Raw genomic sequence first — 16,209 nt, forward strand, 5'->3', positions numbered from 1 at the left:
TGCGCCCTGCCGAGTTCCCGGACGCTCACTAAGCCGGATCGGCCGAGCTACAGGACGGAGACAGCACCCCCGCATACCCCGCTGCGGCCGATGTGGGCGTGCCGCTCGTGTGGCCGGCCATGGCCCTGCGCCGAGGCGCGTCTCCTACTAAAAGTTGAGTACGAGTCCGCTCTCCCCGCCCTCTCGATTTACCTCAGCGGCTTGATGTACGAAGCAATGCGCGACCTCTTCCATCTAAACCCGCACGACGGGCCGAGCCCGCGCGAGATGTTCGAGCGCTTCGTGGCCTGGGGGCCGTTCCGAAGGTCAATCCTGGAGGGCCGGTGACCATGGGCTGTCGCCTGCCGAGGGCGAGGGCGCCTCCGCACCGACCTTGCCGCGAGCCTCCCGCGTACCCGTGATCGCTGACGCAAGACATGCACGGACGCAACTCCGCTTCGAAGGTGACGCGAAGCCGCACCTTCCTCGCTGCCCCGCACAGAATCAAGGAGGAGTCTTGAGTATCACCGCATACAGGCCGGTCACGACGACCGCCGTAGACCCTCGCACCCTCGTCTCGGCCGAGGTGTTCGACAAGATCGCCCGCTACGTCGCTGCCCGGCAGGAGGTGACCCAGACCTACGCCGAGCGTGCGGTCGGGCAGTTCCTCGTCTTCCTGAAGGCGTACGCCGACCGTGTGGACCAGCCCGACTTCGGGATGCTCCTGCCGACCGGCGAGTCCTACCGGGTCGTGCCGACCCGGCCGGTCGACGCCGTATGGCACGCCGCCCTCCAGATCAGTGAGCCCTACACCGCCGCCTGCAAGGAGATCGCCGGCCACTACGTACACCACCGGCCGATCCTGACCGAGGCCATGCAGGACGGCACCGCCATCACCTACACACTCGCGGCGCTGCACGACACCGGCTACCAGGTCGACATGGAATTCTGGGGTGGTGAGGCCGAGTCCTGCTGCCCGCCGAACCCGCCTCAGCCCCGGCAAGTAGCAGAGAAGAGAACCGATGCGTAGCGACTGGACAGCTCTGCCTGAGAGTGTCACGGCAGGGATCGCCGAACGGATCCGCGGAGCCTTCGACGTAACCCCGGCTCCCAGTGGCAACCACGCGGAGATCGCCTCAACGGTCACCGGGCCCGCCGGACCGGTCTTCGTCAAGGCGGCCTTGGGAGAGTTGAACGTTCGGTCACTGCGCTACGAAATGGCGGCAACCCACGCCATCGATCGGCACCCACCCGCAGTTCTGTGGCACTTCGAGTCCGATGGCTGGCTGGTGGTGGGGACCGAGCATCTCGCCGGCCGCCACCCCGACCTGTCACCCGGCAACGCAGACCTCGATCTACTCGCAGTCACGCTGAAGGCACTTCAGGACACTCCCGCCCCGGGCGAGCCATGGTTCACCCCGACAGCCCGGCTCGGGTTCGCGCACCCGGCGATGGACGGCGAGACACTCATCCACTCCGACCTCAACCCGGCCAACCTGATCGTGACCACACACGGCCTACGGATCGTCGATTGGGCGTGGGCAACCAAGGCCGCACCATGGGTCGAACTCGCGTTGCTCGTCCAGTGGCTGATCGGCAGCGGCCACAGCGCCGCACAGGCAGAAGAATGGCTAGCGCAGTTTCCCGCATGGACGGCAACTGACCGCGACGTCCTGGACGACTTCGCGTCAAGGAACGCATCGAAGTGGTCGGCGAAATCCCGGCAGAGCACCGAGGGCTGGGTACACGACCTCGCGATGTGGACCGGCGAGTGGGCGGCCCACCGGATCAACGGCCATCAGTCACGCCGGTGAGACGTAACGGGCCGCCAGTTCGTCACGCGGGGCCGGTCGCGGTACGTCCGGCTCCACGATCAGCCGGCGAGCCCGGTCGGGCACGTAACCAGTACCGCCGGGAGGCCGACGGCGGTCGGACACCTAAGCCGAACCGCCTGCTCCCAATCTGCTCCCAATTTAAGGGGCAACAGCTCGGAAGCCCGTTACCGGCTGGACCGGTGACGGGCTTCCTACCTGCGTATATCTATGGTGGGCGATACTGGGATCGAACCAGTGACCTCTTCGGTGTGAACGAAGCGCTCTCCCGCTGAGCTAATCGCCCTCAGCGCCGATGACTCTACCTGATCGACACTGCGGACCAAAAACCCGGGGGTCAGTGCGTCGCGAGGTAGTGCAGCGCCCGGGCGACCAGGTCGATGCCGAGGCTGTACTTGAGGGACAGCCACACCGCCACGCTCACGAACACCAGCCCGGCCGCACCGAGCACGAACCGCATCGGCAGCGACTGGCTGGTCGCCCAACGGGTCCAGGCCTGGACGTTGCGCCGGGTGAAGGTGAGCAGCCGGCGGGCCCAGTGGAACTCGACGGCCCAGACGCCCAGCCCGGCGATCACCAGCAGCCAGCCGGGCCCGGGCAGCGGGATGAGGGCGATACCGACAGTGACGATGATCGCGCCGGCGATGGCGATGAAGATCTTGAGGGTGATCCGGCCGGTGGGGTTGGCGCGGATCAGGTCGAGGGTGGTCTGCGCCCGGGTCCGCCAGCCGCCGCGGCGCCGCTCGGCGACGGCGCTGCCGGCACTGCCCTGGGGGGTGCCGCCAGCACCCCGCGGACCGCCGTTCACCGGCACCTCGCACCCCCGCCTTTCGGCTGCTCGGGCCGCTCCTTTCGGCGGGTCGGCCGTGGTCCTCGGCTCCACCGAGGAACCCTTCGTGACCATTTCCACCCCTAGTGTCGCGCGCGACCGTCACCCCTGCTGAGGACTGGACGTTACCGGAGTAAGTCGACGACTGAACCACCCGTTGCCGGGCGGGACGACGGACTGGGCAGAAGAGGGAATCCTACAAGAATTTTCACATTCTCAGAGGCGCTTCCAACCCCCTTCCCACCACTGGGTGAAGTCAGCGTATGGCGGAGCGTAACCAGGAGTAGCGGCTGAGTATGGGAAAAGCGGGACACGCGCGTTCCGCAGCGGTGCCGGGGGGAGAACGTCCATGAGTGTCATCCGACCGACGACCGTAGAGGTCGAGACGTCGCTAAGGCTCGTCGCGCCTGACGCCACCGCCTTGCCGGTGCGTGCCAGCTTGCGTTACGACCCTGCTGACCCGTATGCGGTCCATGTCCTGTTCCACGCCGAATCCGCCGGTGGCGAGGCGGTGAGCTGGTCGTTCGCTCGCGAACTGCTGGTCACCGGACTCGACGAGCCGGCCGGCATCGGCGATGTTCGGGTCTGGCCGTGGGCCACGCCGCGCGGCGACTTCGTCGCGCTCGCGCTGTCGTCCCCGGACGGCAACGCCCTGTTCGAGGTCCCACGCAGCGTCCTCGTGCGCTTCCTGCGCCGGACCTACGTCGTCGTCCCGCGCGGCCGGGAGGCCGAGCACCTGGACGTCGACACGGCGGTCAACCGGCTGCTCGCCGGCCGCTGATGACGCACACCGGGGCCGTGCGGATCTGCCGAGTCCGCGCGGCCCCGGTCCGTCACCAATTCGGGTACGCCGTCCCTGCTGCCCGATTCAGCCGTGGGTGGTGATTCCGCCGTCTACCGGGATCACCGCGCCGGTCAGGTACGCGCCGGCCCGCGACGACAGGTAGATCGCGGTGCCCGCCATGTCCTCGGGGCGGCCGATCCGGCCCAGCGGCACCTGCTGCTCGATCGCGGCCCGGGATGCCGGATCGTCCAGGGCGAAGGCCATCATCTTGCTCTCGAACGGCCCGGGGGCGATCGCGTTGACGGTGATCTGCTCGCCGGCGAGCTGGTGGGCGAGGCTGCGGGTGAGCATGTGCACGGCCGCCTTGGTCGCCGAGTAGGCGTACACCTCCATCCAGGGCACGCGGAGGCCGTCGATCGACCCGATGTTGATCACGCGGGCCGGATCTTCGGCGCTGGCTGCCGCGCGCAGCGCCGGCAGCAGCGCGGTGGTGAGCCGGAAGACGGCCTTGACGTTGACCGCCCAGAGCTTGTCGAAGGCGCTCTCCGGGTATGCCTCCAGCGGCGCGCCCCAGGTCGCGCCGGCGTTGTTGACCAGCACGTCGAGCCGGTCGGTGCGCTCCCGCACGGCGGCGGCCAGCCCCAGCGCGCCCTCGTCGTGGCCCAGGTCGGCGGGGATCGCCTCGCACCGGCCCATGCCGGACAACCCCTTGGCCACGGCCGCGCAGACGTCAGCCTTACGCGAGGAGATGATGACCTTCGCGCCGGCCTGGACGAAGCCCCGGGCGATCATCAGCCCGATCCCTCGTGAACCGCCGGTGACCAGGACCGTCTTGCCTTCGACCGAGAACAGATCCGTCATGCCCATCCCATCGCGAGTCGGCGGGGCCGCGGGTCGGTCGGACGGCCCATGCGCTACCGATCGGTAACCTAACCGCCTCGCCTTCCCGGCGACAAGACCCGCCCGGTCGGGTGAAACTGCCAAGGTGCAAGGTGCGCCGGGCAGGGTTAACGTCGAGACGATGGTCACTAACGGTCAGCTTCCCCCGGCAACCCGCACCGACCTGTCCGCCCCCGGATACGACAACGACGACATCACCACCGGCGCCCTCGCTGACCTCGCGCCCGGACCCGGCTGGCCCCGCCCCGTCCTGCTCGACGCGGACCTGCTGATCCTGGTCACCAGCGGTCACGGCACCGCCGAACTGGACTTCCGGGCCCGGCCCTGCCGGCCCGGCACCCTGCTCTACGTCCGCCCCGGCCAGGTGCTGCGCTGCCTCGGCCCGCACCTCGACGCCACCGTGGTCTGCTGGGGGGCCGGGTCGCTGCGCGGCCTCGACGTCGACCCGGACGCGGTGCCGGCCTACCGGCAGCTCGCCGGGGAGGACGAGGACGCGGTGATCAGCGAAGTGACCCAGCTCGCGGTCGACGCCGAACGGCACGCCGGAGTGCCCGCCGCCGCCGTGCTGCTCCGCCACCAACTCGCCGTGCTGCTGCTGCGGCTGAGCCTGCTCCCCGGCGGAGTGGAGCGGCAGACGACCCGCGCGGAGACGGCGACCTTCCACCGGCTCTGCCGGGAGGTGGAGCGCGGCTACCGGCACACCCGCCGGGTGGAGGACTACGCGGCGCAGCTCGGCTGCTCCGTGCGTACGCTCACCCGGGCCTGCCTGGCGGTGACCGGCCGCAGCGCGAAACAGGTGATCGACGAGCGGGTGGCGTTGCAGGCCAGCCGGCTGCTCGCCGCCACCGACGAACCGATCGCCCGGATCGGCCGGCGCCTCGGCTTCCCCGAGCCGACCAACTTCGGCCGCTTCTTCACCCGCGAGATCGGGGTGAGCCCCGGCGCGTTCCGGGCCGCCCGGGAACGACCACTGCCCGTCCGCCTGGTGCGCCCCCGCCCGCCCGTCGACTCCCCCGCGCAGCCGCGCCGGGCATGATGGCAGGGTGCAGATCTCCGCGCGCGGCGACTACGCGGTCCGGGCCGCACTGAGTCTGGCCACCGCGTACCCCGCCCTGCTGTCAACCCAGGCCATCGCGGCCGAGCAGGACATGCCCCGCAAGTTCCTCGAGGCCGTCCTGGCCGACCTGCGCCGGGCCGGGATCGTCCGCGCCCAGCGTGGCGCCGAGGGCGGCTACACCCTGGCCCGGCCGCCGCGCGACGTCACCATCGGGCAGGTGCTGCGCGCCGTCGACGGCCCCCTTGCCGGGGTACGCGGGCTGCGCCCCGAGGAGACCCGGTACGAGGGCGCGGCGCAGAACCTGCCCCGGCTCTGGGTGGCGGTCCGCGCCGCCGTGCGGCAGGTCGTCGACGAGGTGAGCCTGGCTGAGATGGCCAGCGGCAAGCTGCCCGGGCACGTCCGCAAGCTGATCGCCCGTCCCGACGCCTGGGAACCTCGCTGACCCGTCCGCTCCCCGGCGCCGCGCGCCTCCGGTGCGGATCCGACCCGGTTTCGCAAACCACCGGTTCGGGCATGTTCGAGGCCGCGGAGGCAGACAGACGGGAAGGAGCCAGGCGATGGGCATCATGTTTCGCAAACGGAAAAAGTTCGGCCCGCTGATCCTCAACTTCACCGAGAAGGGCTTCTCCTCGTGGAGCATCAAGGTCGGCCGATGGTCCTGGAATTCGCGTACCCGGGCACACCGGGTGGACCTGCCGGGGCCGCTGTCGTGGAAGCAGGACAAGTCGCGGGCGTGACGCCGTGAGGTCGGGTGGGGTGCCGGTGAACCGCCGGCACCCCGCCCGGCGTCCGGGCGACTTTTCTTTTCGGGGCGAACCGGCCGCCCGACCCGGCGGAGAATCGCGGCGTGGCGAACGGGGTGTACCGGCGGGAACGACTGCGGGCGCTGCTGGCCTGCCTGCTGCTGGTGGCCGCGTACTTCCTCGTGCCGCTGGCCCCCGACCCGAACGCGGCCCGGCTGACGCTGCGCGCGGTGGGCACCCTGCTCGTGGTGGGCGTCGTCGCCACCCTGGTCACCCGCCAGGTACGCCGTCAGCTCACCGCCTCGGCCGGCAACACGCCGGCCCGCTCGCTGGCCAACCTGGTCGTGGGCCTGGTCGCCGGCCTGCTCGTCTTCGCCCTCGCCGACTACATCATCGCGAACAACGCCCCCCACCAGTTCTCCGGCTTGTCGACCCGGGTGGACGCGCTCTACTTCGCGCTCGCCACGCTGACCACCATCGGCTACGGGGACGTGCACGCGCAGGGACAGGTCGCTCGGGTGGTGGTCTGCGTCCAGATGCTGTTCAGCATCGGGGTGATCGCCACCGGGGCGTCCATCGTGGTCCGGCAGGTCACCCAGCTGCGGCAGCCGAAGCGGTGATCAGCACGTCGCCGCCGAGCCGGCCGTGCTCGGGCTGCCGGGTCACCGCCCCGGAGGCGAGCAGCGAGGCCAACGCCCGGTTCGCGTCGGCGGCCCGGTAGACCGTCGAGGTGGCCGCGAAGCGGCGCAGTTCGGTCACTGTACGCGGGCCGGAGCGGGTGAGTTCGGCGAGCAGTTCGCGGCGCAGCGGGCCCGGTTCGGGTTCGAGGGTGATGTCGAGCAGTCGCCCCGCCGGGTCGGCCGGGTCGCGGTAGCGCACTCCGGCGTACTCGTCGACCGCCCAGAGCGCGTCCTTGAGCGTTTCCAGGCTCCGGTCCGAGCCGGTGGCGTAGCCGAGCAGCCGGGCCGGCGCACCGTCGGCGGGCACCAGTTCCACCTCGGTGACCAGCGGGAACCCGGCTGCGGTCAGCGCCGGCCGCAGGGGTCGCCCGGGCGCGGTGACCAGCAGCAGCTCGGCCGGTCGGCCGGAGGCGGCGGCGGCCAGCACGGCCGGGTCGGGGTCGCCGCCGTCGACCACGGTCAGCAGCGGAGCGCCGGCCGCGCCGGCGGCCTTGAGCGCCACCGGCAGCCGGTCCGGATGGCCCGGCACCACGTGCACGGCCACGTCCGCCGGGAGGGCCGCCGCCACGGTGCCGAGCCGGGCCGGCAGTTCCGCGCCGCTGTCGGCGAGCACCAGCACGGTCAGCCGCCGGCCGCGCAGCCGGTCGGCGAACTCGGCGACCACCCGCAGCGCCTCCTCGGCGTCGCCCGTGTCGCAGCCGGTGAAGGCGAGGGCGAGGGTGGCCCGCCGGGAGCGGTGCAGCGCTGCCGGCAGCCAGTGGTCGAGCTGCCGGACGAGCAGTTCGCGCAGGACGGCGTCAGTCGACATCCTGTCGTTCTACCGCATGGCCGACTCAGGCCGGGATGGAGATACCCACGCCGCCACGGGTCTGGCCGCCGTAGCGCTGCCGCTCCCGGTCGAGGTCGAGCCGGCCGATCCGCTTGCGGGCGGCCAGGGCGGCCTCGTCCAGCAGGTCGGCGGGAACGATCCAGACGATCTCGAACTCCAGCCCGTCCGGGTCCCGGCCGTAGAGGCTCTTGGTGGTGCCGTGGTCGGAGGCGCCGACCAGGGCGTCGGCGGCGGCCAGCCGCTCGGCGGTGGCGGCCAGCTCGTCGAGGGTGTCGAGCTCCCAGGCCAGGTGGTAGAGGCCGACGGTCGCCCGACCGGCCGGGGACGGGCCGGCGGCCGCGCCGATCTCGAACAGGCCGAGGTCGTGGTCGTTGGTGGAGTCGGGCGCCTGCAGGAAGGCGGCGCCGCGGAACCCGTCCGGGGTCATCGGGACCGGACGGAAGCCCAGCACGTCGCGGTAGAAGGCGACGCTGCGCCCGAGGTCGCGGACGTAGAGGACGGCGTGGTTGAGGCGGTGGATTCCCATGACCTCGACGGTAGCGCGGTTTTGTTGAGCGCTCAACAACTAGCGGTATGATGGCCGTCATGACCCGGTGGCTGGACCCCGACGAGCAGCGGACCTGGCGCGCCTTCCTCACCGCCTCCCGGGCGCTGATGGACACCCTCGACCGCGAACTGCAACGCGACGCCGGCATGCCGCACGCCTACTACGAGATCCTGGTCCGGCTCTCCGAGGCCCCCGACCGGCGGCTGCGGATGAGCGAACTGGCCGACGCCACCGGCTCCTCCCGCAGCCGGCTCTCGCACGCCGCCGCCCGGCTGGAGGCGGCCGGCTGGATCCGCCGCGAGGACTGCCCCACCGACCGGCGCGGGCAGATCGCCGTCCTCACCGACGACGGCTTCGCCACCCTCGCCGCCGCCGCGCCCGGCCACGTCGAAGGCGTCCGCCGGCACCTCTTCGACGCGCTCAGCCCCGCCCAGGTCGACCAGCTGCGACGGATCAGCGAAACCCTGACCGACCACCTGACCGGATCCTGACCAAACTGATCCACTCCGGGACTTGTACTTACCGTCGCCGGATGAGCACGATGGGGCGTGACCTCCGGCTTCGCTGACCTGACTGTCCAGGCGCACCACCTGGTGTCCGAAGGCGACCTCGCCGGTGCCCAGCAGCTGCTCGCCGACGCCCTGATCGACGCCGATCCGCGTCCCGCCAACGCCTCCCCGGAACTGGCCGAGGCCGCCGGCCTCCAGGCCCGGGTCCTGATCGCGCTCGGCGAGCCACACTCCGCACGCGGCTGGGCCGCCTTCGCGTACGCCGCGGCCACCCGCCTGTACGGGCGCTCCGACGAACGCACCGTCACCGCCGCCGCCACCCTGGCCGCCGTGCTGCACCGGGTCGGCAGCGAAGCCCGCGCCGCCCGGCTCTACTCCAACGTCATCATCGAACTGACCGCCCGCGACGGACCGGAGTCGCAGCGGGTGCTCGCCGCCCACGCCGACCTGGCCACCGTCGAGTACGCCCGCGGCCAGTGCGAGAGCGCCCGCGACCGACTGCAGACCGCCTGGGAACTGCACCGCGAGGTATACGGCGACGACCACCCCAACAGCATCAAAATGCTGGCCAAGCTCGGCGCGATGGAGCGCGACTGCGGCCGGCTGGCCGAATCCCACGAGCACCTAGCCCTCGCCGAGGAACTGTGCCGGCAGCACCTGCCCACCGACGACCCACTCACCGCCCAAGTGGCCGGGCTGGCCCGGGCCACCGCCGACCCGGACCACATCTGCCCCGAACCGGAGCCACCCGCCCAGCCGGCGCCGGTCGTACCGGCCGCCCGCGTCCCCCCGCCCGCCGAGGGGCCGCCCAAGCCCACCCTCCCCGAGCCGCCGCTCTACCACCCGCCGGACCGCGCCGACGGCGGGCGCCCCGCCGTGCCCGCCCCCCGGACGCCACCCGAGGCCGCCGACGAGCCATTCGACGACCACCCGTGGCCGCCGGACGAACCGGCCGAGGAACCCTGGCGCCCCGGGGAGAGCGCGCTGCCCCCGACCGTGGTCGGGCTGACCGACGACGAACCCGAGGGCGTACGTCGGGTGCCGCAGCCCGCCGAACCCGAGACGCTGGCGCGCCACCTCCCGGTGCATGTCCCCCGGCCGCCCGCGCCCGAGGGCCGGACCGGACCACGGCTGCCGCTGGTGCTGGCCGGGGTAATCGTGGTGCTGCTGATCGGCGCGATCGCGGTGGTCGCCGGCGTGTCCCGGCTGGACCGGCCCCGGGAGACGCCCGACCCCTCCCCCACCACCGGCCACACCGCGACCGGCACCCCCTCCGGTACGCCGAACGCCACGCCCGCCGCCTCCCCCGGCACCCCGCCCCAGCAGGTTCGGCTGACCGACCGGCGCGACAGCATCCTGCTGAGCTGGACCTACCCACCCGGCGCCGAAGGGCCGGTGGTGGTCGCCGGGGGCCGCACGGGCCAGCCGCAGCACACGTTCCTCGAACTGCCCGCCGGGACCGACAGCTACATCGCCTACGGGCTCAACCGCAACACCGACTACTGCTTCACCGTCGCGCTGGTGTGGTCCACCGACACGGTGGCCCAGGCCCCCTCGGTCTGCACCCGCCGCAGTTGAGTCAGTCCACCTCCGGGTCGACCAGCGCCGGCAGCCGCACGGTCACCCGCAGCCCCGGCCCGGACTCGATCGCCGAATCCGCCGGCACGGCATCGGCGAGGTCGACACCGCCGCCCGCCCGACGGACCAGTTCGCGGACGATGGCCAGACCCAGGCCGGCACCACCGGCGTCGCGCGCCCGCGCGTCGTCCAACCGGGTGAACCGCGCGAAGACCCGCTCCCGGTCGGCCACCGGGATGCCCGGCCCGTCGTCGGTGACCGTCACCAGGTGGTACGCCCGCCCCGGGCCCACCCCGCGCTGCCCGGGCACCGGCGGGTCGGGGTACGGGCCGGTGACCTCGAGCCGCACCTCGCCGCGAGCGTGCCGCAGCGCGTTGTCCACCAGGTTGGCCAGCACCCGGCGCAGCTCGGCCGGGTCACCCTCGGTCCACAGCGGCCCCGACGCCGGCGCGAGGCATACCGGCGGGGACGGGTAGCGGTCGGCGACGGTGCGGAGCAGCTCGCCCAGCTCCACCGGGCCCACGATCCGCGCCGGGGAGCCGTCCGGCCGGGTGGCCTGCTCGTCGACCCTGGCGAGCAGCAGCAGGTCGTCGACGAGCCGGCTCAGCCGGTCGGTGTCGGCGAGCAGGTTCTCCGTCACCGCCGGCCAGTCCGTCCCGTCGCCCAGCCGGCGGGCCACCTCCAGCTCGGTACGCATGTTTGTCAGCGGGCTGCGCAGCTCGTGCGCGGCGTCGGCGACGAACGCCCGCTGCCGGGCCCGGGCCGCCTCCAGCCGGTCGAGCATGTCGTTGAGAGTGATCGCCAACCGCTGGATCTCGTCCGCCGCGGCCGGTACGGGCAGCCGCCCCGGCCCGGCCCGTCCAGTGATCTCGGCGGCGCCGCGACGCAACGACTCCACCGGGCGCAGCGTCGCGCCGATCACCCGCCAGGCGACCACGGCGAGCCCGGCGACGAGCAGCGGGAAGCCCACCAGCAGCAGGGTCCGGACCATGTGCAGGCTGTGCCGGACGTCGCTCATCGACTTGGCGACCAGCACGGTGAGCGGCTCGGCCGGGGTGCCCGCCGGCACGGTCACCACCCGTACCGGGCCGGTGAGCCCGACCCGCCGGCCGTCGACGACGAGGCGCTGGCGCTGCCCGGCGCGGAGCTGGTCGGGGCGGAGCATCGGCACCAGCCGGTCGGCGTCGATGGAGGCGGCCCGGATCCGGCCCTGCCCGTCCACCACCTGCACCCGGAGCTGACCGCCGGCGACCGGCAGCGGGTCGGGCAGGGCGTCGGAGGCGCCGAGCAGTGCCACCGCGTCCGCGGTCCGGAACGCCTCGGCGTCGACCGTGCGCTGCAGCGTCCAGCCGAGCGCGCCGAGCAGCAGCACCCCGCCGAGCGCGAGCCCCACGCTCAGCCCGGCCACCCCGATCACCAGCAGCCGGGCCCGCAGGCCGAGGCTGGGCAGCCAGCGGCGCGGGCCGGTCATGTGGCCAGCCGGTAGCCGGCGCCCCGGACGGTCTCCAGGCGTTCCCGGCCGATCTTGCGGCGCAGGTAGCCGACGTAGACCTCGACGGCGTTGGGGGCGGTGTCGAGGCTGGCGTCCCAGACGTGGTCCAGCAGCTCGGTCTTGGACACCACCTGGCCGGCCCGGCGCATCAGGTAGTCGAGCAGGGCGTACTCGCGGGCGGTCAGGGCCACCTCGGCGTCGGCCCGGGTCACCCGCCGCCGGGCCGGATCCAGCCGCAGGTCGCCGACGGTGAGCACGGTCGGGCGTTCCGGCGCGCCCCGGCGCAGCAGCGCCCGCAGCCGGGCCAGCAGCACCACGTACGAGAAGGGCTTGGTGAGGTAGTCGTCCGCACCGCAGTCCAGCCCGTCGGCCTGGTCGTACTCGCCGTCCTTGGCCGAGAGCATGAGCACCGGCAGCCAGTGCTCCTCGGCTCGCAGCCGGCGCACCACCTCGTAGCCGGACAGGCCGGGCAGCATCACGTCGAGGATCATCGCGTCGTAGCCGCCGTGCCGGGCGGCGTCCAGCCCGGCCGGGCCGGTCGACTCGACGTCCACCGCGAACCCCTCCGCCGCCAGGCCCCGCCGCAGCGCGGACGCGAGCCGCGTCTCGTCCTCCACCACCAGCAACCGCACCCGTCCAGGGTGCCACCCGGGTGACACCCCTAGGGAATCTCCTCAGCGGCCTCACAGCGACCCTCCTGCACCATTACGGTCAGGAGGTGCCCATGATGTCCGTACTGAAGAACCGTGCCGTGCTGCGCTGGCTGGTCCCGGTGACCGCGGGGGTCGCCGTGGTCGGCGGCGGCGCCGCGATCGGCACGTTGGCCGCCGGGGCCGACCCGGCCCTGCCGCCGCGCACCGCGGCGCAACTGCTTGAGGATCTGCGCTCGTCCCGCCTGGACGGGCTCTCCGGCACCGTGGTGCAGCGCGCCGATCTCGGGCTGCCGCCGATCGCCGACCTGGCCGGCGCGGCCGGCGGCAACGAGCTGGCCAGCCTGCTCACCGGAACGCACACCGTGCGGGTCTGGTACGCGGGCCCAGACCGGCAGCGGATCGCCCTGGTCGACACGCTCGGTGAGCGGGACATGCTGCGCAACGGCCGCGACGTGTGGTCGTGGAGCAGCCGGACCAACACCGCGTCGCACCGGACGCTGTCGGCCACCGAGAAGACGATGCCGTCCGCGCCGGCCACCCCGGTCGACGCCGCCGACAAGGCGCTCGCGGCGATCGACCCGAGCACCGCGGTCACCGTCGGGCGCAGCGCGAAGGTCGCCGGCCGGGACGTGTACGAGCTGGTGCTGACGCCGCGCGACAAGGACTCGCTGGTGCATCAGGTGCGCGTCGCGCTGGACGCGAAGGAGCACGTGCCGCTGCGGTTCGAGGTGCTCGCCGACGGCGCCGACCAGCCGGCGTTCGAGGTGGCCTTCACCCAGGTCGACTTCCGCACGCCGGACGCGGACCAGTTCCGGTTCAACCCGCCGCCGGGGGTGACGGTCACCGAGGAGAAGGCGAGCGCGCCCGGGTCGACCCGGCAGCAGCGGCCGGACGCCGAGCGGCGGCCGGACGTGCGTACGGTCGGGACCGGCTGGACGACGGTGCTGGTCGCGAAGTTGGACGCGGCGGGCCTGACCGGCGCCCCGGGTGCCAAGCCGGGCGAGGCGGCGGCGCCGGCCGGCGCTCCGGACCGGGCTGGCGCGGACGCGGTGGCCGGGCTGCTGGGTGGGCTGCCGAAGGTGAGCGGTGACTGGGGCAGCGGCCGGCTGCTGACCGGGAAGCTGTTCAGCGTGCTGCTCACCGACGACGGCCGGGTGCTGGCCGGCCTGGTCACGCCGGAACGGCTCTACCAGGCGGCCAAGGGCTGACCTAGCAAGCGAGCCTCATCAGGGGCCCGGACGGCGGAAGCCGTCCGGGCCCCTGATGCGTGTGCGGAGGAAGCGCGGCGCGGCGGTGTGAGGTGGCCACGGACGGCCTGGTTCACTTGGCCCGGTAGCGGGCCAGGCGGTATCTTTCTCAGTTCAAACACAAAAGGAACGGCCCATAAAAGCCATTCCTGCAGCGATTTTAGGCGATGAGGAGCCGGCTTGTCAACGCACTCCGACGTAGAGCTGCACCAGGACGACGAGATCGGGCGCGAGCAGGAGTACGTCTCGATGCTCTACGACCGGCTGGACGGCATGCGCGAGCAGGCCGGCCGGCGGCTCACCGAGGAGCTGCGGAGCACCGGCGGCACAATGCAGGCCCGCTCCCAGCGCGACGCCGCGGTCGGGATGTACGCCGACCAGGTCGAGCAGTTCTCCGCGGTGGAGACCGGCCTCTGCTTCGGCCGCCTCGACGGCGACGACGACTCCCGCCGCTACATCGGCCGGATCGGGATCTTCGACACCAGCGGCGACTACGACCCACTGCTCATGGACTGGCGGGCCCCGGCGGCCCGGGCGTTCTACCTCGCCACCGCCGCCAACCCGCAGGGCATACGCCGGCGCCGGCACCTGCGCACCCGGGAGCGGAAGGTCACCGGGATCAACGACGAGGTGCTGGACATCGCCGCCGCCTCCCCCACCGCCCACGAGGAACTGACGGGCGAGGCGTCGCTGCTCGCCGCGCTGAACGCCGGCCGCACCGGCCGGATGCGCGACATCGTCGAGACCATCCAGGCCGAGCAGGACCGGATCATCCGCGCCGACCTCCCGGGCGTGCTCGTGGTGCAGGGCGGTCCCGGCACCGGCAAGACGGCGGTGGCGCTGCACCGGGCCGCATACCTGCTCTACACGCACCGGCAGCAGCTCTCCACCCGGGGCGTGCTGCTGGTCGGCCCGAACGCCACCTTCCTGCGCTACATCTCCCAGGTGTTGCCCGCGCTGGCCGAGACGGGTGTGCTGCTGCGTACCCAGGCGGACCTCTTTCCCGGGGTGCAGGCCCGGCGCACCGAGCCGGCGGAGACCGCCGCGTTGAAGGGGCGTGCGGTGATGGCCGAGGTGCTGGCCAACGCGGTACGGGACCGGCAGTGGGTGCCCGAGGAGCCGCTGGAGATCGAGCTGCCGCAGCGGGAGACCCTGACCCTGGACCCGGCCGTGGTCCGGGAGGCCCGGGAACGGGTCCGCCGCGCCGACCGCCCGCACAACCTCGCCCGCGCGCTGTTCGACATCGAGATCGTGCACGCGCTCGCCGACCAGGTCGCCGAGCGGATCGGCGCCGACCCGCTCGGCGGGGAGAACCTGCTCTCCGAGGCCGACCGCGCCGAGATCCGCCGGGAACTGCGCGACGAGCCCGAGGTCCGGGCCAGGCTGGACGAGCTGTGGCCGGTGCTCACCCCGCAGCGGCTGCTCGCCGACCTGTACGGCGCGCCGGAACGGATCGCCGCCGCCGCGCCGATGCTCACCGACGCCGAGCGGACCATGCTGCACCGCGAGCCGGGCGGCTGGACGCCGGCCGACGTGCCGCTGCTGGACGAGGCGGCCGAGCTGCTGGGTGAGGACGAGCGCGCCGCCGCGGCCCGCCGGGAGCGGATCCGGTCGCTGCAACGCGAGTACGCCGAGGGCGTGCTGGAGATCGCCCGCGGTTCCCGGTCGATCGACGTCGAGGACGAGGCGGACGGCGGCGAGATCCTCGGCGTCACCGACCTCATCGACGCCGACCGGCTGTTGGAACGGCAGGAGGAGTCCGACCGGCTGACCACCGCGCAGCGCGCCGCCGCCGATCGGAGCTGGGCGTTCGGGCACGTGATCGTCGACGAGGCGCAGGAGCTGTCGCCGATGGCGTGGCGGCTGCTGATGCGCCGGTGCCCGAGCCGGTCGATGACCATCGTCGGGGACGTGGCACAGACCGGCGCCCTCGCCGGCACGCCGTCCTGGTCCGAGGCGCTGGCGCCGTACGTGGCGGACCGGTGGCGGCTGGAGGAGCTGACCGTCAGCTACCGCACCCCCGCCGAGATCATGGCGGTCGCCGCCGACGTGCTCGCCGCGATCGACCCGGCGCTGCGCCCGCCCCGCTCCGTACGCGCCAGCGGCGTGCCTCCGTGGGACCGGACCGTCGACGCCGACCGGCTCGCCGCGGAGCTGGTCGCGGCGACGGCGCGGGAGGCGGCCGGGCTGACCGACGGGCGGCTCGGCGTGATCGTGCCGGCCGGCCGGGTGGCGGAGCTGGGCGGGGCGGTCACCGCCGCCCTGCCGGAGGCCGCCGTCGGGGAGCAGCCAGAGCTGGCGAACCGGGTGGTGGTGCTCACCACCGAGCAGGCCAAGGGCCTGGAGTTCGACTCGGTCCTGGTGGTGGACCCGGACCGCATCGTCGCCGAGTCCCCGCGCGGCCACAGCGACCTCTACGTCGCTCTCACCCGCGCCACCCAACGCCTAGGCATCCTCCGCGCCCCCTAACCCCCGGCTGATCATGAGGTTGACGGCGATCGCGATCTCCACGAGTGCCGCCAACCTCATGATCGACAGGGCGGGGATCCC

The 16,209-nt window shown here is 72.9% G+C and carries 18 protein-coding genes and 1 tRNA gene; 12 read left to right on the top strand and 7 right to left on the bottom strand.

Annotated features, from left to right (window positions below; genetic code table 11):
- Nucleotides 1–6 precede the first annotated feature (6 nt).
- From A6A27_RS46050 to A6A27_RS20875, 3 genes are all read left to right on the top strand, one after another.
- Nucleotides 7–327 carry a hypothetical protein gene (locus tag A6A27_RS46050; protein ID WP_073836331.1) on the top strand — a complete coding sequence of 107 codons (321 nt, stop codon included), beginning with the start codon at nt 7–9 and terminating at the stop codon, nt 325–327.
- A gap of 169 nt (nt 328–496) precedes the next feature.
- Nucleotides 497–1,009, top strand: coding sequence for a hypothetical protein (locus A6A27_RS20870; RefSeq protein ID WP_073836332.1), 513 nt, complete (start codon nt 497–499; stop codon nt 1,007–1,009).
- Nucleotides 1,002–1,793 (top strand): phosphotransferase, encoded by a 792-nt coding sequence (locus A6A27_RS20875; protein ID WP_073836333.1) that lies wholly within the window; start codon nt 1,002–1,004, stop codon nt 1,791–1,793. The genes A6A27_RS20870 and A6A27_RS20875 overlap by 8 nt, the downstream gene beginning before the upstream one ends.
- A gap of 229 nt (nt 1,794–2,022) precedes the next feature.
- Here the strand turns inward: A6A27_RS20875 and A6A27_RS20880 are convergent.
- Both A6A27_RS20880 and A6A27_RS20885 read right to left on the bottom strand, forming a co-directional pair.
- A tRNA-Val gene (locus tag A6A27_RS20880) sits at nt 2,023–2,097 on the bottom strand.
- A 51-nt stretch (nt 2,098–2,148) separates the two neighbouring features.
- Nucleotides 2,149–2,715: a TIGR02611 family protein gene (locus tag A6A27_RS20885; RefSeq protein WP_073836334.1), complete on the bottom strand. Its 567-nt coding sequence runs from the start codon at nt 2,713–2,715 to the stop codon at nt 2,149–2,151.
- A 274-nt stretch (nt 2,716–2,989) separates the two neighbouring features.
- Between A6A27_RS20885 and A6A27_RS20890 the strand changes: the two genes are divergently transcribed.
- Nucleotides 2,990–3,421, top strand: coding sequence for an SsgA family sporulation/cell division regulator (locus tag A6A27_RS20890; protein WP_007457244.1), 432 nt, complete (start codon nt 2,990–2,992; stop codon nt 3,419–3,421).
- 87 nt (nt 3,422–3,508) lie between these two features.
- Here the strand turns inward: A6A27_RS20890 and A6A27_RS20895 are convergent, their stop codons facing one another.
- Nucleotides 3,509–4,285: an SDR family oxidoreductase gene (locus A6A27_RS20895; protein WP_073836399.1), complete on the bottom strand. Its 777-nt coding sequence runs from the start codon at nt 4,283–4,285 to the stop codon at nt 3,509–3,511.
- Nucleotides 4,286–4,487: 202 nt separating this feature from the next.
- Between A6A27_RS20895 and A6A27_RS20900 the strand changes: the two genes are divergently transcribed.
- From A6A27_RS20900 to A6A27_RS20915, 4 genes are all read left to right on the top strand, one after another.
- Nucleotides 4,488–5,360, top strand: coding sequence for a helix-turn-helix transcriptional regulator (locus A6A27_RS20900; protein WP_443189986.1), 873 nt, complete (start codon nt 4,488–4,490; stop codon nt 5,358–5,360).
- A gap of 7 nt (nt 5,361–5,367) precedes the next feature.
- Entirely contained in the window at nt 5,368–5,823 is a 456-nt protein-coding gene (locus tag A6A27_RS20905) for an RrF2 family transcriptional regulator (protein ID WP_073836336.1), read from the top strand.
- Nucleotides 5,824–5,938: 115 nt separating this feature from the next.
- Complete coding sequence (locus A6A27_RS20910; protein WP_073836337.1) at nt 5,939–6,118, top strand: DUF4236 domain-containing protein; 180 nt, start codon at nt 5,939–5,941, stop codon at nt 6,116–6,118.
- Nucleotides 6,119–6,228: 110 nt separating this feature from the next.
- Nucleotides 6,229–6,744 carry a potassium channel family protein gene (locus A6A27_RS20915; RefSeq protein ID WP_073836338.1) on the top strand — a complete coding sequence of 172 codons (516 nt, stop codon included), beginning with the start codon at nt 6,229–6,231 and terminating at the stop codon, nt 6,742–6,744.
- On the opposite strand, the gene A6A27_RS20920 is transcribed toward A6A27_RS20915, so the two are convergent.
- A complete protein-coding gene (locus A6A27_RS20920; protein WP_073836339.1) occupies nt 6,716–7,612 on the bottom strand; it encodes a hypothetical protein in 897 nt (298 codons plus the stop codon). The two genes, A6A27_RS20915 and A6A27_RS20920, sit on opposite strands and share 29 nt — an antisense overlap.
- Nucleotides 7,613–7,637: 25 nt before the next feature.
- The gene (locus A6A27_RS20925) at nt 7,638–8,159 is read right to left on the bottom strand and encodes a VOC family protein (RefSeq protein WP_073836340.1); all 522 of its coding nucleotides are present in this window, start codon (nt 8,157–8,159) and stop codon (nt 7,638–7,640) included.
- 50 nt (nt 8,160–8,209) lie between these two features.
- Between A6A27_RS20925 and A6A27_RS20930 the strand changes: the two genes are divergently transcribed.
- Together A6A27_RS20930 and A6A27_RS20935 are read left to right on the top strand one after the other, a co-directional pair.
- Nucleotides 8,210–8,671, top strand: a complete 462-nt coding sequence (locus A6A27_RS20930; RefSeq protein WP_073836400.1) for a MarR family winged helix-turn-helix transcriptional regulator — start codon at nt 8,210–8,212, stop codon at nt 8,669–8,671.
- A 57-nt stretch (nt 8,672–8,728) separates the two neighbouring features.
- Nucleotides 8,729–10,267: a tetratricopeptide repeat protein gene (locus tag A6A27_RS20935; RefSeq protein ID WP_073836341.1), complete on the top strand. Its 1,539-nt coding sequence runs from the start codon at nt 8,729–8,731 to the stop codon at nt 10,265–10,267.
- Between the two features lies 1 nt (nt 10,268).
- Here the strand turns inward: A6A27_RS20935 and A6A27_RS20940 are convergent, their stop codons facing one another.
- Nucleotides 10,269–11,687: an ATP-binding protein gene (locus A6A27_RS20940; protein WP_443189987.1), complete on the bottom strand. Its 1,419-nt coding sequence runs from the start codon at nt 11,685–11,687 to the stop codon at nt 10,269–10,271.
- Between the two features lie 47 nt (nt 11,688–11,734).
- The gene (locus A6A27_RS20945) at nt 11,735–12,391 is read right to left on the bottom strand and encodes a response regulator transcription factor (RefSeq protein WP_073836343.1); all 657 of its coding nucleotides are present in this window, start codon (nt 12,389–12,391) and stop codon (nt 11,735–11,737) included.
- A gap of 95 nt (nt 12,392–12,486) precedes the next feature.
- On the opposite strand from A6A27_RS20945, the gene A6A27_RS20950 reads away from it, so the two are divergent.
- Complete coding sequence (locus A6A27_RS20950; protein ID WP_073836401.1) at nt 12,487–13,620, top strand: LolA family protein; 1,134 nt, start codon at nt 12,487–12,489, stop codon at nt 13,618–13,620.
- Nucleotides 13,621–13,908: 288 nt separating this feature from the next.
- Nucleotides 13,909–16,128 (top strand): HelD family protein, encoded by a 2,220-nt coding sequence (locus A6A27_RS20955; RefSeq protein ID WP_241825373.1) that lies wholly within the window; start codon nt 13,909–13,911, stop codon nt 16,126–16,128.
- Nucleotides 16,129–16,209: the final 81 nt, after the last annotated feature.

This window comes from Micromonospora sp. CB01531, assembly GCF_001905095.1.
GTDB lineage: Bacteria > Actinomycetota > Actinomycetes > Mycobacteriales > Micromonosporaceae > Micromonospora.